Here is a 20455-nt window from a genome sequence, read left to right as displayed (position 1 = left end):
AGGCCGCATAGTATAAACAAATGCTACCCAAAGCCCAATGACAAATATCCACTCAACAAGCACATTAGGCCCTGTTTTGATCGGCCTGCCTTTATGGCAGCACAGTAGCTGGCCAAAACGCTGGTTTGCTAACCGATCCACAACCCAACTGGCCGACTATGCCCTGCAGTTAAACAGTATTGAGGGAAATACCACATTTTATCATTTACCGTCGACATCGACGGTAGATAACTGGGCAGCTGTCACACCGGCTAATTTTCGTTTCACTTTTAAGTTTCATAGCGACATAAGTCATAAAAACACTTTGCAGCACTGCGATAACATGGTGACTCAACAGCTTAATCTGCTGGCCAGATTAGAGCACCGGCTGGGCCAGCTTATGTTGCAACTACCGGCGGGGTTCGGGCCCGACCAATTGCCACTGCTTGAGGCGTTCCTGAAGCGCCTCTCCCCGGCATTCACTTACGCGGTCGAAGTGCGCCACCAGGCATTCTTCGCTAAGGGCGAAGAAGAAAAAGCCCTCAACAGGCTGCTAATAGACCAGGGCGTAAACCGGGTGATTATGGATACCAGAGCGCTCTTTAAAGGCCCGGCGGATAATGATATTACCGCGGAAGTCCGGACTAAAAAGCCCCGCGTGCCGGTTAATGTGATTGCCACAGCAAACCAGCCTGTTATGCGTTTTGTGGGTAATAATAACAACGACGACAATGCCGCCTGTTTGCAACCTTGGATCGACAAATGTCAGCTATGGCGGCAACAGGGCAAATCCTGCTACCTGTTTTTTCATCGCCCGGACAATCAGCACGCGCCCTGGTTAGCTCAGCAATTCATTTCCAGCTATAACCAACGCTACCCACAAACCCCGTTACCGGCACTTAGCTTTGCCCCGCAACAGGACGATTTGCAGAGTCAGCTATTCTGAAAAGAGACTGGTAGATTAAGCTGACGAGCGTGAACTGCGTCGACGACGGGACGATTGTTTTTGGTTTTTAAGGCGAATATAGAAGTAACTCAGTACCGCTATGCCGGCCATCAGTAGCCCCACAATAACGATTAGTAGGTTATTAAACGTGGCTTCTTTACCGACCGCTTCTTTCTCGCTTTCGAGCGTTTGATTAAGCGACAGAATCTCCCTTTGAGTGCTGCGCTGCATTGCTGCAAAATCCTGGGAGATTTGATCCATAGTCAGGCTTAACACCCGGCTTCTTTCTGCGTCCATCCAGGCAATCAGCTCTTCATAAGCAGAAGTAATGCCCTGAATGTTGTTATTAGCGGCGGCAAGTCCCACCTGATTGAGCAAATGTTGGCGGGTAGTAAGATAAGAAAATAACGCGCCTTCATCATTTTCGAGGGTTACTGAGTCCTGCAGCGCTTTAGCAGCAGGCAGGTTGCCTGTCTCAATTAAATAGGTAATTTTATTCAGGGTATAAAGCTCAGGCGCTTTCAGTTGCGGGTGTTCACTCAGCCAGTCTTCAATTTTTTGATGCCAACGCGTTACCAGATCCATATTCTGTTGCTGAACATTGACATGCATTAGCCAGTAGCCCGCGATAAACTGACCGTTAATACTGCCCTTTTCCGCGCTCTCTTCCAGCAGTGTCAGAGCCACTTTCTCCATGTCTTGCCACTGGTTATCGGCGGCCATTATGGCCAGTAATTTATCCTGCAGGGCATTACCGGCTTCACCGCTCATGTCTTTTGAAAAATCGACCAGCTGACGCACTTTCTCAAGCGCCCGGTCAAACCATTGCATGGCGATTAATAAATCAATTTGCTGATTCACCACTTCACGCCAGGAAGCATAGTTACTCTGTGTCCAGAATGCCTCTTGCGCCTGATTAAAATATTCAAGCGCCGACATCACATTACCGGTTTGTATATCAGCCAGGCCAATATCAAACAGTATTTGTGCTTTATCTTCATCAGATAAACGGCGGGTTAGTAAGCCCAGCAACTCCTGCTTGCTCAATTCAACATCGTCCGGCGAGGCTATGGCCTGGTATCGGATCCTCGCGCGCAAAGTGAACGCCTGGGAACGGTAATCCTGGCGTCTAACGGCGGTGGTTAGCACTTCGTCCGCCATACTGCGGACCGGTTCAAAGTTTTCCTGCTGCGCCGTCACTAACAACTTGTAAGCCAGAATAGCATTTTCCGCTGCATCGGCATGCAATGCGTTGGCACTGGCCAGTAATTCGTTGATTTGGTCGATTTGTTGATTGGCGGGGGTATTTTTTGCCCGGATAATGTCATTTAACCGCGTAACAATCTGCGACTCATTCATCGCCTGGGCCTGAGCAGGGAGCCCAATAAACATGAAGATAAAGCTTGTTACAACAATCCAGATTCTAATACGTGGTTCCATCACTAGCGATCAAAAGTTAGTTATCGTCCAATATCGACACACTATCCCACGACTGACTCACTTTGCCAACCCAAAAATAGGCTCTGTTTACTATTTATTAACGACCTGATGGCGGGCCCGGAAAGCCGGGGAAAGCAATGTCCTCCGGCGTGACCAGATAATATTGGCCTAGCGGAAGTCGCCGGCGTCGAGGTTGTGCTTTTTCATCAGTTTGTGCATATCTGTGCGGTTTCGACCGGCGAGCTCGGCAGCACGGGTAACATTGCCATCGGTCATTTTAAGTAACTTAAACAGATACTTCTGTTCAAACGCATCACGCGCCTCAGTGAGTGTTGGCCAGCTTTGGCGGGTAGCCGATAACGCCTGCTCTACTAGGTGTAGGGGAACCACTGGTGTTTGCGTGAGTGCCACACATTGTTCCACAACGTTTACCAATTGCCTGACATTACCCGGCCAGTCACTTTTTACCAGTAATTGCATGGCATCTTCGGAAAACTGGGTCACTTTAACGCCATGGCGCTCAGCGCTTTGTTTTAAAAGACTACGGGCCAGCAGGGGGATATCTTCGCTACGTTGTTTAAGCGCCGGTAACTTGAGGTTAACCACGTTGAGGCGATAGAACAGGTCTTCCCGAAAGCTACCCTCTTCCATTTCTTTGTGTAAATCTTTATGCGTGGCTGAAATCACCCGCACATCGATATCAACCGATTTACTGCTGCCTACCGGCCGAATTTGACGCTCTTGCAGTGCACGTAATAACTTCACCTGCAATGTCATTGGCATATCGCCAATTTCATCGAGGAACAAAGTACCGCCGTGAGCTTCACGGAATAAGCCCTGATTCGCGGTAACGGCGCCTGTGAATGCCCCTTTAACATGGCCGAATAGTTCAGATTCGAGCAGGTTTTCCGGTAACGCACCACAGTTTATTGCAACAAACGGAAAGTCTGCACGGTCACTGGCACGATGAATAGCATTGGCCAGCAGCTCTTTACCTGTGCCACTGGCGCCGGTTACCAGCACACTGACTTCCCGCTTTGCAATACGGTAAGCCTGGTCCAGTACATGCAACATTTCCGGCGAACGGGTAATAATTTCCTTGCACCATTCGCCGGGCTCAGCCGCTTTGGAATGTTGCAATGCCCTGCCTAGCAGTTCTCTTAGCTTATCGTGATCAACCGGTTTGGTAAGAAAGCCAAAAACACCCCGCTGGGTGGCTTCAACCGCATCAGATATGGTGCCATGAGCCGTCATCAGGATCACCGGTATATCGGAACGAACGGCCATAATTTCTTCAAACAGACTTAAGCCATCCAGACCCGGCATCCGCAAATCACTTAGCACCAGATCGAAGGTACCGGTATTGATTTTCTTGAGTGCGGCCTGACCATCCTCAACGGCCGTTACCTGAAAGCCTTCGCTTTGCAGGCGAATGGTCATTAACCTTAACAGGCTTTGATCATCGTCGACCAAAAGAATATGTGATGGTTGCTCTGCATTAACACTCACTGCTGTGTCTCCTCTTCCTGACTCATCAGGTTTGATTCGATATTGAGTAATGCCTCAAGCTGGGCTTTTAACTCGCTAATTTGGTTTTCCTGAGCCTTGATGGTTTTATCCTGGCCGTTATTCATCTTGCTCAACAGGGTCACGGCTGATTCAAACTCAAGCATGTGTTCACTGGGCTTATGAATAATCGCACTCAACCGCTGCTGATTGGCTGTCGTTAGAGCAGGCAAAAGCTGCTCAAACCAGTGCTGGGCGCGCAATCTGGCTTTATAGGGGGTATTCACCGGCTGTGACAAAATGACTTTTTGTAATAACTGATCGGGGGTATCACCAAGCTGCTCAATCAGTGACTCGCGCTTCGGCCAGGTCATCTGTTCAACTTGTGCCCAATAATCGAGCCAGAAGCCTATTTCACAACGCGCGGGATCTAACCGCCCGCTTGACTGAAACACGCAGTCGTCGGATATCGATTCTACCGCGGCCTGGTGGCTTTCTGGCTGTATTTGCCCTTCCTTTTCCGGCGTTAATGAACATCCGGTCAAAATCAAAGCTGCACTCATGGCAGCATATTTTTTCATTGTTATTGGTCTTCCTGCTGAGGGATCACCACCCGAAAACAGACCTCGGCGTAATCCACGTCAATCACCTTTACTTCTCCGTGCATGATCCTTGCGCAATCTGCCACAATGGATAATCCCAGTCCGGTGCCAATCACGTTATCGTTACGGGCACCATCCCCTCGCACAAAGGGTTCAAATAAGTTGCTAATTTTCTCCGGCGGTATCTTATTACCATGATTGGCCACATCGATTAGTGCCGCATCATCCTCCACCGAGACCCGAATATAAATGGTTTTATTCAGCGCGCCATGGGCTACGGCGTTTGACAATAAATTGTCGAATATACGCCTAAGCAACTCTGCATCAGCGCTGATATTACCGGCTTCAATGGTCACCGACAATTGATGGTTTTGTAAGGCCAATTGATAATCTTCGATGCACTGTCCGACCATTTGTTCCACGTCAACCTGAGTAAAACTGGCCTGCGCCTGTTGCAACAGAATATTGTAGTCCAGCAGTTTTTCAATCAGCGTGTTCAAACGCGATGTACTGCTGGCTAACAGACTCATGACTTCCTGCTGAGGCTCTGACAAAGCGCCAACTGTCCCATCAGTGAGTAAGGCACATCCCTCCTTTATACTGGCTAAAGGGGTTTTTAATTCGTGCGCCGCATGCCGCAGCAGTGCCGTACGAATATGTTCTAATTGTGCCAGCCGTTCGCCGAGCCAGTGAAGATCTTTTTCAACACCCACCAGTTCTTTGGGGGCCCGCGTGGATAAAGGGGGTAACCGACCCTGCTGCCTGGCGAGCATACGGATGATCAATTTGAGCTTACGCACCGGATTAATCACCAACTGACTACCCAGCAATATAAGCACTAGTGATACCGACACTAACAGCGCACTTAGCCATGACTGTTTGGCCTGCATATCTGCCACATCCTGACGTTGCAACATTAGTCGCGCCTCAATGGCATCATCCACGCTTTCATGGACATGAACCAGCGCGGTTCTCAAGCGCCCTAAGCCCGGTACTAAATCAGCTTCACTGGTAAACGCGGCAAACGCTTTGAGTTCGGCCAACACGGTTTCTACCGACTCACATCCTTCCACGCTGACCTGAGCATAACAAAGGGCGGCGTATCGCTCATCGAAGCGCGCCAGGGCATTATTCACCAACCCTTCGGCCACATCATTCTTGAGCACCTGAAATTGACGCAGGGAGCGCTCCAATACCACACTGGCACTCTCAAGCTGTTGCACTTTAGAGACGATACCGGCTATTTGCTGGGTTTCATCAATCGTCATCCGACTGACCCGGGTCAGGTCGCTATGACTTTGCCACAGCAATGCTGCCAGGGGGATGAGGGCAACCAAAAAGCTGCCAATAATAAGCTGACGAAAGGAGCCTAAACGCAAGAGCGAACCACTATCTATTAAACGTGACGCAAGCATCGCATAGCGTTGAGAATTCGACAACGTGTTAACGCCTATTTGGCTATTTCAACGGACTAAATCGCTCTGTAAAGCCGATTTAAACCGACAAAGACAACACTTCACGGCCATAATCTGAGCTAATCAGCTCCGCTTCGCTTATTTTGCCGTCTTCGTTAATGTCGATATCGCCAAACTCACGCAGTAAATCGGTATTCTTTACCGCTTCACGCAAGGTGATAAACCCATCATCATCAGAATCCATTTTCTCCATGAATTCCTGACTGGTTGGGATCGCTGCTGCTGAAAAGGTGGTTACTGCTGCTAATGCCAGAATTAAAGTACGCATGGCTGTCTCCGCTTTTTGTCTTTATTAGTTGCTTCAACTCAATAGAGCAGGACCCGTGCCATACTAGAATATTTTAATAATATCAAATACTTAAACAAAAACATGAGTTTACCGAATGGCTATACACCGTTATTATGTTGCAATTAAGCAACAGCTTATGGCAATTAAATCCCACTCGATAGCGGCTTCAGAGTGTTCGGTCTACGGTAAACCTTAGCTTTGCAATATAGGCTTCAAACATCACAAGAAATAAAGGCTCGGATAAACTTGTGAAAAGCCGAGGCTTGGATTATTTTTAGTTCATTAGTTTGTTTGGTCATTGACGATGTGGTTTAAAAAGCATTTATCTCCTGTCTTGTGTCTGATTTGCGCTTATACTTTGCTCTCCCCCGCTACAAGTCAGGCAAATATGGAGTCTGATTCTGCGTTTAAATTGTCTGGTTTCGGCCGTATCATTGGTGGTTATCTGGATACCGATGACGCCGCCTATCTGGATTATACTGACGAAGCAAAATTTGACAGTCAGTCACTGGCCGCGCTGCAGGCCGATTGGCAAGCCACTGACAAGTTGAGCATCACCACGCAACTGCTGGCTCACAGTAACTCAGACAGAGAGTCCGGGATTGAATGGCTCTACCTTACCTACCAGGCGAATGACAACTGGCAGTTTCGTGCAGGTAAACAACGCACACCTTTTTTCCACTATTCAGATGTGCGGAATGTGGGCTTTGCTTATCACTGGATTAACCCGCCTCAGCAACTATATAACGGCGTTCTGTTTCCCACCTACAAAGGCATAAACGTTAATTACCGGTTTGGTAACGAAGACATTCAGGCATCCATTGAAGCGTACTGGGGTAGCTTTAATGGCGCTTACGAGATTGCTGAAGTCGAAGTTAAACCCGATGTAAAAGACCTGCATGGATTTATTGGGCGCATACGTAAACAGAACATTCAGTTTACCCTGGCTTTCCATCGGGGCGACATTGATATCACCTTACAGGACCTCTCAGATTTCAGAACCATCCTGCGCTCAGCCGGCTACACGGTTGCCGCAGATTCGTTGTCAACAGTAGGCAAGGTGGAAGTGTTAACTGCCGGCATGTCTTACCACAGTTTTGACTATTTTGTCGAAGCTGAAGTGATGAAATTGGTGGGCGAGCCAACGCCCTTCCCTGATACATTAAGCGCCTACCTGACAACCGGTATTTATAGTCCACCAATGACCTACCACGTAACGGTAGCCACGTCATCGATGTCATATTCGGCGCCAGTTAATGAGATCCCGCTGGGGCTCGCACCAGAATTAGACCTGTTATCTGTTACCTATGATTCAATTTACGCCCAGCTTCCACGGGATTCATTAAACAGTCTGGCAGTGGGAATGCGCTACGACATCAATGCAAACTTTGCCATTAAAGGCGACGTTTCCTTGTTGCGCGGGCAAGGCCAGCAACGAGCCTTTTTTGAAGTCAAAAATGCCAACTTCGACAATTCTGCCACGCTTTACCAGGTGGCTTTGGAGTGGGTATTCTGATGAAACGCCTGCTGCTTATAACCTGTCTGCTGCTTAATAGCGCAGCAACCCTTGCGAAAAGTAATGATCACGTGATGGTAGTGACCCATCGGGACTCATCGATAGACAGCATCAGTAAATCACAGCTGAGAAACCTGTTTATGGGGAATCTTGCGCTGCCAGGCGTCACCCCGATAGCCTTATCTCCTGGTGAAGTAGCCCGTTCGATTTTTAATGTCAGGGTCATCGGTCTCACCGAATCGCGTATTCAGGCCTATTGGGCGCAGATGCGCTTCAGTGGACGTCAGCAACGCCCTGAAACGGCCGACACCATAGATGAATTAATATTAATGATAGAGTCAACAACCAATACCATTGGCTACCTGCCGGAAAATGCTACGCTACCAGATGATGTTAAAGTGATATACCGCAGTTCGGAACAGTAATCAGCCAGCCTGACGCTGGTAATCGGGTTGGTTTTTGATATCCGCTAATGGTCGCGGCTTACTAAACAGGTATCCTTGTACCGTGTCGCAGCCTAACGCTTTGAGATATTCCCATTGTGAAACGGTTTCCACACCTTCAGCACAAATCTTCAGTGACAGCCGACGGGCCAAATCAATGATCGAAATCGTCACCAAACGGCTACGTTCAGAGGTATCCAGCTCCATCACGAACTGACGGTCAATTTTGAGGGTATCTATCGTAATCTGGGTCAGATAACTTAGCGAAGAGTAGCCGGTACCAAAGTCATCCAGCGCGATGGTACAGCCAAGGTTATGCAGGCGTTTGAATAACGACTCACTGCTGGCAAAGTTATCCAGGTAGGCCGATTCCGTTACTTCAAACTCCACATTTTCCGGATTAACCGAGTGCGTCTGAAATGCGTTGTAAATCCAGTCGAACAGCTCGCTGTGCCGTAAGTCATGCACGGAAAGGTTAATCGCCAGACGAATTTTAGGCGAATAAATGCTGGTCAGTTCGGCCAGCTCCTTACTGGCCTGATTCAATACCCACTGAGTAATTGAGGTAATTTTACCCGCTTGTTCAGCGACCAGAATAAATTCCGACGGCATAACCGGCCCAAGTTCAGGATGGTGCCAGCGAATTAACGCCTCCAGAGAATCTATCTCGCCGTTAAGATTAATTTTGGGCTGGTAATACAAGCTAAACTGATTTTCTTCTATTGCCGCCTCGATGCTGTTAGCGATTAATATTTTACGTTTGTGCGACTCCGACATTTCCGGACTAAAGATGGTATATACCCCCCGTCCCCGGGCTTTGGAGCGATACATGGCAAGGTCAGCATTGCTCACTAACTGGCTCAGATCGTAACCGGCTTCACGGGCTTTCGCCACGCCGATACTGACCCCGACTCTCAGTGACAGCCCTTTCAGCTTAAAGGGTTCGACGAATGCCGACAGCACCCGTTCAGACACGCTGGCCATATTCAGTTCAGTGACATCGCGGTCTGGTATTATCAGAAATTCATCGCCGCCAAGCCGGGCTAAAATATCACCTTCGCGTAAGATGGCTTTAACCCGCTCTGCCACCTCGATTAATATCATATCACCGGTTTCATGACCCAGAGAGTCGTTAATCCCCTTAAAACCGTCAAGATCGAAAAACATCAGGATAATATCACTGTTAGCCCGTTTAGCCCGGGACAGCTCAATCCTGATGGTATCCATCACAAACTGCCTGTTGGGCAAACCGGTCAGGCTGTCAAAATTGGCCAGCCGGGTCATCGTGACCTGCTGCTCCATCAACGTTTGGGTTTGCTGCTGGTTAATCGATAACTCGTCTTCAATGGTCGCCATAAGACGGTTGATATGTTCACCAAGGCGCTTAATTTCAGACGTCCCCTGAACATCATGACGGGATGTGTAATCCTTGGTATCGACAACCATTTGGGTAAAACGTGATAATAACTCCAGCGGTTTAAAGGCGCGCCGCAACATTATCCAGGAGAGAAAAATGGTAGCGGTCAGGAGAAGAATTACCCAGGGAGTGGTTCTGAAAATCAAAGAGCGTCGGCTATCCGCCAGACTGGTGTTTAAGTCGTTAACGATTAACAGATATCCGACCGGGAAGGCCTGTTCACCGATCCGCTCGAGGCTAATAAGTTTACCTTGCTCGATATTAATGCCCAGTTCGTAAATCAGTGGGTCGATAGGCGGATCGAGTAACGTTTTTTCAGTGCGGCGAGCCCCTCGGCCTACATAATGCTCGACCTGGTTAAAATCGTTATCGTAGATTGTGGCATTTATCACGTTGTTATAAGGCTCCAGCCGCAACAACACAATACTCAGCGCAAAGCTGTCCCGTTCAGTCTGCTCCATAAAGGGCACTAAATCATTAGCCATATTCCGGGTTAACGCAAACAGGTTATTCTTCTGCGATTCGAGAAACAGCTTTTCATGTTCAGCAACAGCGAGCCATAGCACCCATGTTGATGATGTCATCACAACGATGCTCAATATCACGGCCATTGCCGTTCGGATACTACTGAACATTATAAGGTTTATCTCATCGTTATCTTATTGCGTGGATTGCGCTTCCAGCTTCGCCTTAATGAAACGGCTGTGAGGTATATAGAGCAAGTCGGCAATCTTACGTATTATATATTCTTCGTCCGGGCTCAGCGTTGCATCTGCGTAAGCAATCTGCCACAACCCTCTCATCACCCGCTCCTTGTGTTCAGCACTCATTCCATCATTCAATGCTTTGGTAAACTGAACTAAATCTACCGCTTCTTCTGAACGCTTTTCACCAACGCTGACAATATTTGTTATCTCTTCTTCAGTCAGATCAAAGTTTTCGCGGATTAACTGTGTAAGTGTAGCCAATTCTCGGTCATCAGACAGGCTGTCTGCTCTGACCACTTCACTCAGTAGCGCCGCGGTGGCAATTTCCAGTTGATGCGGACTCTGGCTGTCGCCTGGTGAATCTTTAAACAGATTCAGGATGGATTTCAACATGCTTTACTCCACTTTGCTATTGTCCATTAGTTTCAATAATTGGACCGCGCCTCACACCAGGAAATCTATCGTTAATCTTACAATTTGTAACACTGAACCTATTCTGGAATATCGGTATCATCTACGGTTGGCATCAGGGACATGATGATCTTAATCTGTTTACCTGAGTCGGAAATCTGCAAGGACTCACATAACTCTCTGATTAATACAAATCCCCTTCCGAAGGTCTGATCCTCGGAGCTTTGCAGCACAGAAACATCAAACCCTGGCCCACTGTCCTGCATACAAATTTCCAGCACGTTGTCTGGCATCAGTCGCTGAACGGTGATCCAAATGTCGCCTTGCTGCAGGTTTTCAATGCCTTCCCGGCGGCGTTCATAATATTCAATGAATCCTTCCGGTTCGGCTTTCAGATCAGACGATAAGCCCAGAATGCCATGTTCTATGGCGTTGTTGGTGAGCTCCGTTATCACGGTAAAAAGTTCTGAACGTATAGCCGCTAAGCCCGGAATGCTGTTTACGATAGCCACCACCTGATCGATCACATAAACATCTTTAATATGCTCTGCGGTTAAGTGAAAAGACAAATTAAAAGGCACTGGTTTTGCCAGCAGCTCCGGCGGCTTAAACTGGAAAGGACGACACTGAAAAAGCGCAATGGTGATATCATCATCAGCGGCTTCTCCCGCACGATATAACTCGGCCTTATCGACCAGTAATTGTGCACTGACCTGCTGATTCATCGTGAACCACTTTTCCACTCCCTCTTCGCCAAGCATGCCTAACTCTTTATGATGACTTTCCATCAGGCCGTCGGTGTAGAGTAGTAGAGTATCGCCCCACTCGGTTTCGAAGTATTGTGTTTGATTATCAAACTCATGCTCTTCGAGGATACCCAGTGGCATATGTTGCGGGTCAATAAGCAGGCGAATCTGTTGCTCAGGGGTTTTCACCGCCAGTCTTGGTAAGCCGCCACTCCACACCGTAAAGTTTTTACCATTAGCGTTAATCTCCAGAATGCTTGCGACGCAAAACATATCGGCGGGTAACAAATTTACCAGCAAGCGGTTAATCCTGCTGGCCATTTCACCCACCGCAAGGCCCTTTAGGGTCATAGCGGTAAATAGCTGGGCTACCGGAATAGCGCCAATCGCCGACGCCAGGCCATGACCGGTGAAATCGCCGATAAACACATAAACCCCGCCGGAAGGACTTTGTTCGCACAAAAACAGATCGCCGTTAAATTGCGCTTCAGGCTGGGTGTAAAAATCGAAATAATCGACCGCTATCGAATTCTGACCAATAGCATTATCGAAAATATGCTCAACAATGCGATGGTTTCTTTCAACCTCCAGTTGAAAATACGTCAGAGAGCGGTTTTTATCCTGAATTTCCAGGCTCAGTTGCCGGGTTCGCTCGTGTGCTTTTAACTTGGCATGCAGAATGATTTTTTCAAAGGGTTTGGAGATAAAGTCATCTCCGCCACTTGCCAGACACCTGACCAGGCTTTGTTCATCGTCGAGACTGGTGATAAACAATATCGGTAAATAACAATCCGGTGATGATGCTTTAATGTGCGGTGCAGCCTCGGTACCGGACATTCCCGGCATTATCACATCAAGCAACACAATATCCGGTTTATGACGACAGGCTAACTCCACCGCTTCCAGGCCATTTCCCGCTTCTATAAAATCACTGTAGCCAGCCTCACTGAGCATTTCCCGCAACATAATGCGGTTGATTTCTTCATCATCAACAATCAGGATTTTTACCATGCAGAAGGGTTCGCCTGTGGCTATTGAATATCGAATTTTTTATTAAATCGCGAAATTTGCAGGATCCGGGCAATTTGAGGCCGGGTATTAAGAATACGGTAGGTGAGATGACGGTCTGCCAGTACTTTCTGCATGTTAAGCAGCATCCCCAGAGCAGAGCTGTCCATATATTGTGTGGCCGATAAATCAATATCAATTTGTTTTACTTTGGGGTCCAGATCTTCATACGTGTTACGAAAATCAGTCACCAGCGAAAAGTCGAACCTTTCGCCAATTTGAATAGTGAAGGTCGAATCATTGACAACTTCAGTTTTTATACTCATTTGTGCTCCCACTCACAACTGGCGTTTGCTACTATTAATACTAGCAACGCATTAATTTATCCACTACAGAATAAGTTGTTATAACCACTTCGGCTTATTTGATTGTAGTCCAGTTTTAAAGAGTTACAGCAAAGTATGCAAAATTCGAGACTCGTTTACAGTACTGATGGCGGAAAAGTTGATCTGTCCCGGGAATCTAATGATACCCGCTCGGTAAATAAAGATGGCATCGCCCGTATACAACGGGAAACTAAAGGTCGCAAAGGCAAGGGGGTATCTATTGTTACCGGGCTTGACCAAAGCGCTGATGATCTAAAAGCGCTGTGTACCGTGCTAAAGAAAAAGTGTGGCTGTGGCGGTGCGGTAAAAGCCGGCACCATAGAGCTGCAAACCGACGACCGCAGCAAAATTCAGCAGTTACTTGAACAACAGGGTATAAAGTCCAAAGTAGCCGGTGGTTAGTATAAGCCTCATACTCAACAGAATAACAATTAGAATAAACAACTAAGAGAAATTGAATGGAAAAGTTATCAATCTCAGACCTGAATATCGTGTTGGTCGAACCTTCTGATACCCAGCGTAAGATTATTTCCGGCATGCTCACCAAAGAAAATGTGAAGCAAATCGACTCGGCAGCCAATATCGCTGAGGCCCGAAAGCTGGTAGACCTTCACGGTGCCGACCTGATTGTCAGCGCTATGTACTTTGAAGACGGCACGGCGCTGGATTTACTGAAGTTTACTAAAGAACATCCGTCGTTTAAGCATATTCCGTTTATGCTGGTTTCCAGTGAATCACGCACCAGTAAGCTTGAAGAGTTTAAACAAGCCGGTGTCGCTGCTATTTTGCCTAAACCCTTTGAAACCATTCATTTGCACAGGGCGCTGAATGCCAGTTTGGATTTACTGAATACCGACGAACTGGAACTCGACCTGTTTGATGTACACGAAGTGCGTGTGTTGCTGGTAGATGACAGCAAACTGGCCAGAAATCATATCCGCCGCGTCCTGGAAGGGATGGGACTGCAAAAAATTAAAGAAGCCGAAAACGGTGCGATGGCGCTAACATTAATTAAAGACGAGTCCTTTGATTTGGTGGTCACCGATTACAACATGCCGGAAATGGACGGCCGTGAGCTGTCGGAGTTTATCCGCTTCAATCCGGAAACCTCACATATTCCGATTATTATGGTCACGTCAGAGGCGGCTAACAGCGTTCATATGGCAAACATTCAGCAAACCGGTGTGAATGCGCTATGTGATAAACCCTTTGAACCGGCTGAAGTCAGAACCATGTTGGCGGCATTGTTGAGTGACTAATAATGTCAAGTACACACCAGCAATAATGTCGACTCTGGCGTAAAAATGAGTTGACAGCGAGGCACTGGCGAAATAAAGTACCGGTATGAAATTATGTAATCTAAATATCATCGCTCGCTTCTTCGTGTTTATTACCTTCATCTGAGGGAGGATACGTAGCGCGTGCGAATAAACCTCCCTACGGGAGGTTTTTTTTTGCCTGAAGTGTTAAGAGAGAATGTATGTCTGCCCCTGAATTAGATCAAATTAGAGAGCGCATTACTGCGCTGGATACCGAGCTACTCAGCCTGTTATCTGAACGTCGTGGCCTGACCAATCAGGTTGCTGAAACGAAAATTAAGCACCATATTCCGGTCCGCGATCAGGCCCGCGAAGAGCAGTTGCTCATTCGGCTGATTAAAGAAGGCCAGCAAAGGGGTCTCGATGCTCACTACATCACGCAAATTTTTCACGTGATTATTGAAGACTCGGTGTTAAACCAGCAAGCAATGCTCGCTGAACGCGCCAACCCAGGCAGTGCCCTGCCCCTCAATCGCGTAGCATTTTTAGGCGATCGAGGATCATACAGCTATCTGGCGACTCAGAAATATTTTTCCCGCCGCCCGGGCGATTTGCTGGAGCTTGGCTGTCAGAGTTTCCGTGAAGTGGTGGGTAAAGTTGAAAGTAACGAAGCAGATTACGCCGTACTACCGGTCGAAAACACCACTTCGGGCAGTATTAACGAAGTCTACGACCAGTTACAAAATACTGAACTAAGCATTATTGGCGAACTGACTCATGCCATTAAACATTCGTTGCTGGTAGCCAAAGAAACGACGCTGGCAAACATTAAAACCCTTTATGCGCACCCGCAGGTTTTCACCCAGTGCAGCCACTTCCTGGCAGAGTTGGGTAACGTAGAAGTAAAAACTATGGATGCCACGTCTTCGGCCATGCTGAAAGTCAGTGAACTGAACCGTGATGACGTAGCCGCCATAGGCAGTGAAGCCGGTGGTAACCTGTATGGGTTGTTTGCGATTAAATCTAACCTGGCTAACCAGAAAGAAAATCACAGTCGCTTCATCGTCGTGGCCAAACAACCGGTGGTTGTGCCATTGCAGGTACCGGCCAAAACGACCTTTGTTATGTCAACGGTGCAAAAACCCGGCGCGCTGGTAGAGGCCCTGATGGTACTCAAAGAAAACAACATCAATATGACCAAGCTGGAATCCCGTCCGATCCCGGGCAATCCCTGGGAAGAGTTGTTTTATATTGACGTGGAAGGGAATACTCAGGATGGCCCGGTGCAAAGCGCATTAATTGAGCTTAAGCGCATTACCCGTTATCTGAAAGTATTGGGTTGCTACCCCAGTGAAGAAATTAACCCCACTAAGGTTGCCGCCTCCAAGGCGCTGACAGCCGGCTAACGTCTTTCATTAACAAAGCACTCTGCTCCAGCAGAGTGCTCTGATTAATGTCTGATTACACTTTAAAGCGCGACACCATGGTGCGGGTATGACTGGCAATACTGGCCAGTTCCAGTGACGCACTGCTGATTTGCGCCGCACCGCTGCGTACTTCCGTAGACAAAGCATTGACCTTACTAACACTGCCAAGCACCATACGCGAGGTCTGGTCCTGCTCTTCTGTGGCCTGGGCAACAAGATCGGCCATTTCCTGCACCTGTTCTATCGTTGTGCTTAACTCCTTCATGGCTTTGGTCACCAGCTCTACAAGGTGAATACCGCCACTGGCTGCGGCTTCGGCTTTTTCCATCGCCTGCACCGACTTCACCGATGAAAGATTCATTTTCTCTACCAGGCGGCCGATCTCCACGGTGCTTTCCTGAGAACGGTTGGCCAGCGCGCGAACTTCATCGGCCACCACTGAGAAGCCCCTGCCAGCTTCGCCAGCCCGCGCGGCCTCAATAGCAGCGTTAAGCGCCAGCAGGTTGGTCTGGTCGGCAATGCTGGTGATCACATTAAGTAAATCTGTAATCTGACCCACTTCATCTTTCAACGAGCTAATAACGTGGGAGGAGTCTTTGATAAGCTTCACTAACAGCTGAATATTATCGGCTACATAATCCGCTCGCTCCTGGTTTTCCGTCAGGCTGGACGTGGCCTGTACGCCGTGGTCGCGGCTTTTAGCCGTTGACTTGGCCACTTCGCCTACCGAAGTGGATAACTGTGAAATAGCCTCATCCACCAGCTCGGTTTGCTTAACCTGGTCCACCGCATTTTGCTCTGATTGCTGCGTTACGGCGCTCAATTCTTCAGCCGCCGAGGCCAGTGAATCAGCATCGTCTTTGACCTGCGCAACAATAGTGCGGATCTGGCCGATAAAATGATTAAACGGCTCAATGATCCGGTTAATCTCAGGAATATTGGATTTGTCCAGTACGATGGTTAAATCCCCTTCACCAGAGGCTAAAGCTGCGCAGGTGTCCCCCACTTTATTGAGCGGTTTCACCAGGCGTCCTGCTAGCCAGATGGCCAGCACCGCTGCCAAACCAGCAATCATTATCACCGCAAACACCGTTCCGCTAATTAATTTATTGCGCAGTGAAACGGCTGGCAGCAGAGCCTCTTCAACATCAATCTCTGCTAGCAGAGCATAACTGTATTCGCCAATGTTAACCGTAGAGTAGTAAGAAAAGACTTCAACACCACGGTAATCGCTGATCCTGTCGAAGCCTGACTCTCCAGCGAGCGCTTTGTTCACAACCGGTGTTGTGACAGGCTGAATCCCCACGGTGGTACCAGACTGTTTTACCTGTTGCGCTACTTGAGGCAGGCTGGTTTTCAGCGCAGCGAAATAACCTTCAGGGTCTTCCAGAAAGAAACGGCTTTCGGTGACCAGCGTACTTTGCTTTGACACAATGTAAGTTTCACCCGATGTGCCAAGACCGGCGCTCTGCCAGGTTTCGCCATGTGTCATGATATGACTGATAACATCCAGAGGAATTTGATAAATCAGCACCGCAATGGTCTTGCCGCCCGCATCCACGACAGGCGATGAAACAAACCCCGCCATCGCATCGTATGAGGGTAAGTAACTGTCTAGACTACTGTGCTTGACGCTATCTGCTGAGTTAGCCTGAAGCGCCTTTTGAAACGCGTTACCAATTCCGGTGTCCGCGTACGGCCCGGTTTTCACGCTGGTTGCAAAGTCGAGCTCTTTATACACCGAGTAAACGATGTTACCGGTTTGCGCGTCAGCGATAAAAATATCGTAGTAGCCAAATTCCTTCAGAAAGGTTCTGAAATAATCGTGGTACTGCTCGTGCAGCTTCGCATAATCGGTGGTATTACCGAGGTTGTACAAACTGTCTTTTTCACCAATCGGAAATGAGGAACCAGCAATAAAATCATACTGTAACGTTTTGGCGGTAACGGGCAATGACTCCACCAGCGATAACGGACGCGGTAACACCTGGTTATTACGTTGCTCATAAAGTCCGGCAAAGTCTTCACTATAATAAGCATTGAGTTTAGCCAGCTGTGCCGGGGTTAATGACCCACGCTGAGCACTGTATTGATTATAAGCGCTGATAAACGCGCTGGCGGCAGCCTCTACCTGAGATTCCGAAGACATTATCCGAACCTGGCTGTCTACGGTGTCGATGTAACGCCTGATAGCTTCGCTGGTCTGGCGATTTTCAATACTGAGCTTTTCTTCAGCAACAGTTGTTAGTGCCTGCTGTGATTCACTGACTCCAAGTTGAAGCGCGACAACGGCCATAATGAGGATACCGGCAACTACCAGCGGAATAATACTCAGTAATAAACGTAACTTTAGGGTCATGGCGAACACATCCACTTAAACAATTATTCAGTGCTTTATAATCTTTCGCCGGCCAGAGTGCTGCTGCTACGCTGCCTGTAATCAGGTTCTCAGCATTTGGTCATCATCCGCTTTAAGCAAAAGGCGTTTACTATCTATCAGGCAAGTTTTTGCGTAATCACCGAACCATTCACCAATGTCGTTAAACTGGCGGATAAATTCGGCTTTGTCTCCTGAATCCAAAACGGATAAAGCTTCCCCAAAACGTTGGTGGAAACGTTTCAATAATAAGAAGTTTTCAGGATTATTAAAAATAATATCGGCATAAAGTTGGGGAGATTGAGCAAAAAGTCGTCCAACCATTGCCAGTTCCAGCCGATAAATCGGTGAACTCAGTTGTGTTAGCAAATTAAGATTCGGGTTTTCACCGGCTAAATGGGCACCATAAACAAAGGTATTGAAGTGGCGCATAACCTGAATGAAGGCCATGGCTTTATCGTGTTCCTGCGCCGACACTTCAAACAGCGTCGCCCCCCAGGTTTGCATTTGCTCCAGTAACCAACCGTAATGCGAGACTCCCCGTCCGTGACACACCACCACAACCTGCTTAATCATGCCCGGCGCGTCTGGCCCAAACATTGGGTGCAGCCCCACAACCGGCCCCTTGTGAGCCTCCATCATGGCATCCAGCGGTTTATGCTTAATACTGGTGATGTCGGCAAGAATACAGTCGTCAGGTAAACCCTTGAGTTTAGCGACTACATCGACAGTGAGATTAATGGGTACCGATACCAACACCAGGCTGGCTTGTGCAAACAGACTGTCGGCCCGGCTCCAGTCTTCTTTTTCGAGTATTTCCACGTGGTAACCACTGCGCTCAAACAGCCCGACAAACACTTTACCCAGTGCCCCGGCGCCACCGATAATGACGACTTGTTTGATCCCCGGATTAATACAACGATAGCGATTATTTTGAATATGGTAGGATTCGCGCATAATACGGCGCATAAGATCTTCAACCAGAGATCCGGACACACCATGACTGGCGGCCTGTTCCTGGCGCTTCTCCAGCATTTGCGCTTCGCGTTCCGGCACATAAATTGGCATGCCGGTTTTCGCTTTCACTTCACCCACCTTACTGGTGAGCGCCGCTCGTTTTGCGAGAAGTTCGATGAGCTGGGTATCCAGCTCATCAATGCCATGGCGTAATTCACTCAGTTGCTGAGCAAACTGTTCCTGGTCGTTTTGTGACATAGATTAGGCTAATTCCGTACGCTTATTTTGACGCAATGGTAGCACAGTAATCAATTTGTCACGCATCTGATCTAACAGGCTTTCCGTGGTTTCCCAGTCAATACAGCCGTCGGTAATCGATACGCCGTATTCCAGATCTTTAAAATCCACGCCGTCAGATTTCTGGTTACCTTCTTTCAGATGGCTTTCCAGCATGATACCGATGATTGACTGATTTCCCTCAAGGATCTGGTTTACCACATTCTTAGCCACCAGCGGCTGGCGACGATAATCCTTGTTAGAGTTTGCATGGGAGCAATCCACTACCAAGCCCGCGGTAAGGCCGGCTTTATCCATCCATTCCTCGCATTCAGAAACACAAACCGAATCGTAGTTAGGTTGCTTACCGCCGCGCAGAATAATGTGACCATCAGGGTTGCCGGCAGTTTCGATAACACTCACCTGCCCCTGTTTGTTGATCCCCATAAAACGATGAGAAGAGGCAGCTGAACGTAATGCGTTCACGGCAATATCGAGGCTACCATCCGTGCCATTTTTAAAGCCCACCGGCATCGATAACCCACTGGCCATTTCACGGTGAGTTTGCGACTCAGACGTGCGCGCACCAATGGCACTCCAACTGAACAGTTCAGCCAGATATTGCGGACTGATTGGATCCAGCGCCTCAGTAGCCACAGGTAACTCCAGTTCGGCCAGCCAGATAAGCAATTCACGGGCTTTGCGCAAACCGGTTTCGATATCAAAAGTATCGTTAATATGCGGGTCGTTAATCAGCCCTTTCCAGCCGGTAGTCGTTCTGGGTTTCTCAAAATATACCCGCATCACGATATACAGGGTGTCTTTATAACACTCATGAAGTTCTTTCAGGCGCAGCGCATAATCTTTCGCCGCTTCAATATCGTGAATAGAGCACGGGCCGCATACAACCAGTAAGCGATGATCACGACGGTGAATAATGTCAGAAATGATCTGACGGGATTGTCTGATAACGTCCAGTGCCCGTTCTGAGGCAGGAAGTTCCGCCGCCAGCGCGTCTGGCGTTACCAGTACCTTTTCTGCGCTAACGTGAATATTGTTAATAGTGTCCTTAATCATAGGGTCGCTCTTATTTGGTGAAAAGTCATTTCAGTGCCGCTTCAACAGGGCATCAGCCTTGTTATTAATTAAAGCAGAGCCAGGCAAAAAATACAGATGTACACTTATATTTACAATGAAATATTACTACATTGTTTTCAGGCGTTGACTTTTTACCAAGATTCTATAAGCGAAGCAAGTGAAAGTTCCAATTTTATACTTATTTGTAACG

The 20455-nt window shown here is 48.0% G+C and carries 18 protein-coding genes; 6 read left to right on the top strand and 12 right to left on the bottom strand.

Going from position 1 to position 20455, the window contains the following annotated elements:
* Positions 1 to 76: 76 nt before the first annotated feature.
* Positions 77 to 925, top strand: coding sequence for a DUF72 domain-containing protein (locus AC27IB_RS10380; RefSeq protein WP_487120730.1), 849 nt, complete (start codon positions 77 to 79; stop codon positions 923 to 925).
* 15 nt (positions 926 to 940) lie between these two features.
* Here AC27IB_RS10380 and AC27IB_RS10375 read toward each other — a convergent pair whose 3' ends face one another.
* The 5 genes from AC27IB_RS10375 to AC27IB_RS10355 all read right to left on the bottom strand — a co-directional run bounded on the left by AC27IB_RS10375 (position 941) and on the right by AC27IB_RS10355 (position 6216).
* Positions 941 to 2317, bottom strand: a complete 1377-nt coding sequence (locus AC27IB_RS10375) for a hypothetical protein (protein WP_487120728.1) — start codon at positions 2315 to 2317, stop codon at positions 941 to 943.
* A gap of 216 nt (positions 2318 to 2533) precedes the next feature.
* Positions 2534 to 3874: a sigma 54-interacting transcriptional regulator gene (locus AC27IB_RS10370; RefSeq protein ID WP_296048547.1), complete on the bottom strand. Its 1341-nt coding sequence runs from the start codon at positions 3872 to 3874 to the stop codon at positions 2534 to 2536.
* Positions 3871 to 4452: a hypothetical protein gene (locus AC27IB_RS10365; RefSeq protein WP_296048550.1), complete on the bottom strand. Its 582-nt coding sequence runs from the start codon at positions 4450 to 4452 to the stop codon at positions 3871 to 3873. Before AC27IB_RS10365 ends, AC27IB_RS10370 begins: the two co-directional genes overlap by 4 nt.
* A 2-nt stretch (positions 4453 to 4454) precedes the next feature.
* Entirely contained in the window at positions 4455 to 5912 is a 1458-nt protein-coding gene (locus AC27IB_RS10360; protein ID WP_296048554.1) for a sensor histidine kinase, read from the bottom strand.
* Between the two features lie 55 nt (positions 5913 to 5967).
* Positions 5968 to 6216 (bottom strand): EF-hand domain-containing protein, encoded by a 249-nt coding sequence (locus tag AC27IB_RS10355; protein ID WP_296048556.1) that lies wholly within the window; start codon positions 6214 to 6216, stop codon positions 5968 to 5970.
* Between the two features lie 409 nt (positions 6217 to 6625).
* Here AC27IB_RS10355 and AC27IB_RS10350 point away from each other — a divergent pair, with 409 nt between their 5' ends.
* Together AC27IB_RS10350 and AC27IB_RS10345 are read left to right on the top strand one after the other, a co-directional pair.
* Positions 6626 to 7753, top strand: a complete 1128-nt coding sequence (locus tag AC27IB_RS10350; protein ID WP_296048558.1) for a TonB-dependent receptor — start codon at positions 6626 to 6628, stop codon at positions 7751 to 7753.
* Positions 7741 to 8178 (top strand): hypothetical protein, encoded by a 438-nt coding sequence (locus AC27IB_RS10345; protein WP_296048560.1) that lies wholly within the window; start codon positions 7741 to 7743, stop codon positions 8176 to 8178. Before AC27IB_RS10350 ends, AC27IB_RS10345 begins: the two co-directional genes overlap by 13 nt.
* Here AC27IB_RS10345 and AC27IB_RS10340 read toward each other — a convergent pair whose 3' ends face one another.
* The 4 genes from AC27IB_RS10340 to AC27IB_RS10325 form a co-directional block, all read right to left on the bottom strand.
* Complete coding sequence (locus AC27IB_RS10340) at positions 8179 to 10197, bottom strand: putative bifunctional diguanylate cyclase/phosphodiesterase (protein WP_296048562.1); 2019 nt, start codon at positions 10195 to 10197, stop codon at positions 8179 to 8181. It abuts the gene before it with no gap.
* Positions 10198 to 10272: 75 nt separating this feature from the next.
* On the bottom strand, positions 10273 to 10713 hold the full coding sequence (locus AC27IB_RS10335) for a tellurite resistance TerB family protein (RefSeq protein WP_296048565.1): 441 nt from the start codon (positions 10711 to 10713) through the stop codon (positions 10273 to 10275).
* Between the two features lie 98 nt (positions 10714 to 10811).
* Entirely contained in the window at positions 10812 to 12488 is a 1677-nt protein-coding gene (locus AC27IB_RS10330) for an ATP-binding SpoIIE family protein phosphatase (protein WP_296048569.1), read from the bottom strand.
* A 20-nt stretch (positions 12489 to 12508) separates the two neighbouring features.
* Positions 12509 to 12811 (bottom strand): STAS domain-containing protein, encoded by a 303-nt coding sequence (locus AC27IB_RS10325; protein WP_487120723.1) that lies wholly within the window; start codon positions 12809 to 12811, stop codon positions 12509 to 12511.
* A 135-nt stretch (positions 12812 to 12946) separates the two neighbouring features.
* Between AC27IB_RS10325 and AC27IB_RS10320 the strand changes: the two genes are divergently transcribed.
* The 3 genes from AC27IB_RS10320 to pheA all read left to right on the top strand — a co-directional run bounded on the left by AC27IB_RS10320 (position 12947) and on the right by pheA (position 15536).
* Entirely contained in the window at positions 12947 to 13273 is a 327-nt protein-coding gene (locus tag AC27IB_RS10320; RefSeq protein ID WP_296048605.1) for a translation initiation factor, read from the top strand.
* Positions 13274 to 13329: 56 nt separating this feature from the next.
* On the top strand, positions 13330 to 14130 hold the full coding sequence (locus tag AC27IB_RS10315) for a response regulator (protein WP_296048608.1): 801 nt from the start codon (positions 13330 to 13332) through the stop codon (positions 14128 to 14130).
* Between the two features lie 221 nt (positions 14131 to 14351).
* On the top strand, positions 14352 to 15536 hold the full coding sequence (pheA, locus tag AC27IB_RS10310) for a prephenate dehydratase (RefSeq protein WP_296048611.1): 1185 nt from the start codon (positions 14352 to 14354) through the stop codon (positions 15534 to 15536).
* Between the two features lie 55 nt (positions 15537 to 15591).
* Here the strand turns inward: pheA and AC27IB_RS10305 are convergent, their stop codons facing one another.
* From AC27IB_RS10305 to AC27IB_RS10295, 3 genes are all read right to left on the bottom strand, one after another.
* A complete protein-coding gene (locus AC27IB_RS10305) occupies positions 15592 to 17916 on the bottom strand; it encodes a methyl-accepting chemotaxis protein (protein WP_296048615.1) in 2325 nt (774 codons plus the stop codon).
* A gap of 81 nt (positions 17917 to 17997) precedes the next feature.
* Positions 17998 to 19149: a bifunctional chorismate mutase/prephenate dehydrogenase gene (gene tyrA, locus AC27IB_RS10300; RefSeq protein ID WP_296048617.1), complete on the bottom strand. Its 1152-nt coding sequence runs from the start codon at positions 19147 to 19149 to the stop codon at positions 17998 to 18000.
* Positions 19150 to 19152: 3 nt separating this feature from the next.
* Positions 19153 to 20244, bottom strand: coding sequence for a 3-deoxy-7-phosphoheptulonate synthase (locus tag AC27IB_RS10295; RefSeq protein WP_296048620.1), 1092 nt, complete (start codon positions 20242 to 20244; stop codon positions 19153 to 19155).
* Positions 20245 to 20455 lie beyond the last annotated feature (211 nt).

It is taken from the genome of Alteromonas sp. 4NH20-0104, from assembly GCF_057547795.1.
The sequence above is the reverse complement of the archived record's forward strand: the minus strand, read 5'-3'. Positions and strand labels throughout refer to the sequence as shown.

What these genes read in the sequence shown, in the direction of transcription:
- AC27IB_RS10340 (WP_296048562.1), bottom strand. Translation starts at nt 10,197, where the DNA reads ATGACATCATCAACATGGGTGCTATGGCTCGCTGTTGCTGAACATGAA.
- AC27IB_RS10325 (WP_487120723.1), bottom strand. Translation starts at nt 12,811, where the DNA reads ATGAGTATAAAAACTGAAGTTGTCAATGATTCGACCTTCACTATTCAA.
- AC27IB_RS10320 (WP_296048605.1), top strand. Translation starts at nt 12,947, where the DNA reads ATGCAAAATTCGAGACTCGTTTACAGTACTGATGGCGGAAAAGTTGAT.
- AC27IB_RS10335 (WP_296048565.1), bottom strand. Translation starts at nt 10,713, where the DNA reads ATGTTGAAATCCATCCTGAATCTGTTTAAAGATTCACCAGGCGACAGC.
- AC27IB_RS10355 (WP_296048556.1), bottom strand. Translation starts at nt 6,216, where the DNA reads ATGCGTACTTTAATTCTGGCATTAGCAGCAGTAACCACCTTTTCAGCA.
- AC27IB_RS10315 (WP_296048608.1), top strand. Translation starts at nt 13,330, where the DNA reads ATGGAAAAGTTATCAATCTCAGACCTGAATATCGTGTTGGTCGAACCT.
- AC27IB_RS10375 (WP_487120728.1), bottom strand. Translation starts at nt 2,317, where the DNA reads ATGTTTATTGGGCTCCCTGCTCAGGCCCAGGCGATGAATGAGTCGCAG.
- tyrA (WP_296048617.1), bottom strand. Translation starts at nt 19,149, where the DNA reads ATGTCACAAAACGACCAGGAACAGTTTGCTCAGCAACTGAGTGAATTA.
- AC27IB_RS10295 (WP_296048620.1), bottom strand. Translation starts at nt 20,244, where the DNA reads ATGATTAAGGACACTATTAACAATATTCACGTTAGCGCAGAAAAGGTA.
- AC27IB_RS10350 (WP_296048558.1), top strand. Translation starts at nt 6,626, where the DNA reads ATGGAGTCTGATTCTGCGTTTAAATTGTCTGGTTTCGGCCGTATCATT.
- AC27IB_RS10305 (WP_296048615.1), bottom strand. Translation starts at nt 17,916, where the DNA reads ATGACCCTAAAGTTACGTTTATTACTGAGTATTATTCCGCTGGTAGTT.
- AC27IB_RS10365 (WP_296048550.1), bottom strand. Translation starts at nt 4,452, where the DNA reads ATGAAAAAATATGCTGCCATGAGTGCAGCTTTGATTTTGACCGGATGT.
- AC27IB_RS10330 (WP_296048569.1), bottom strand. Translation starts at nt 12,488, where the DNA reads ATGGTAAAAATCCTGATTGTTGATGATGAAGAAATCAACCGCATTATG.
- pheA (WP_296048611.1), top strand. Translation starts at nt 14,352, where the DNA reads ATGTCTGCCCCTGAATTAGATCAAATTAGAGAGCGCATTACTGCGCTG.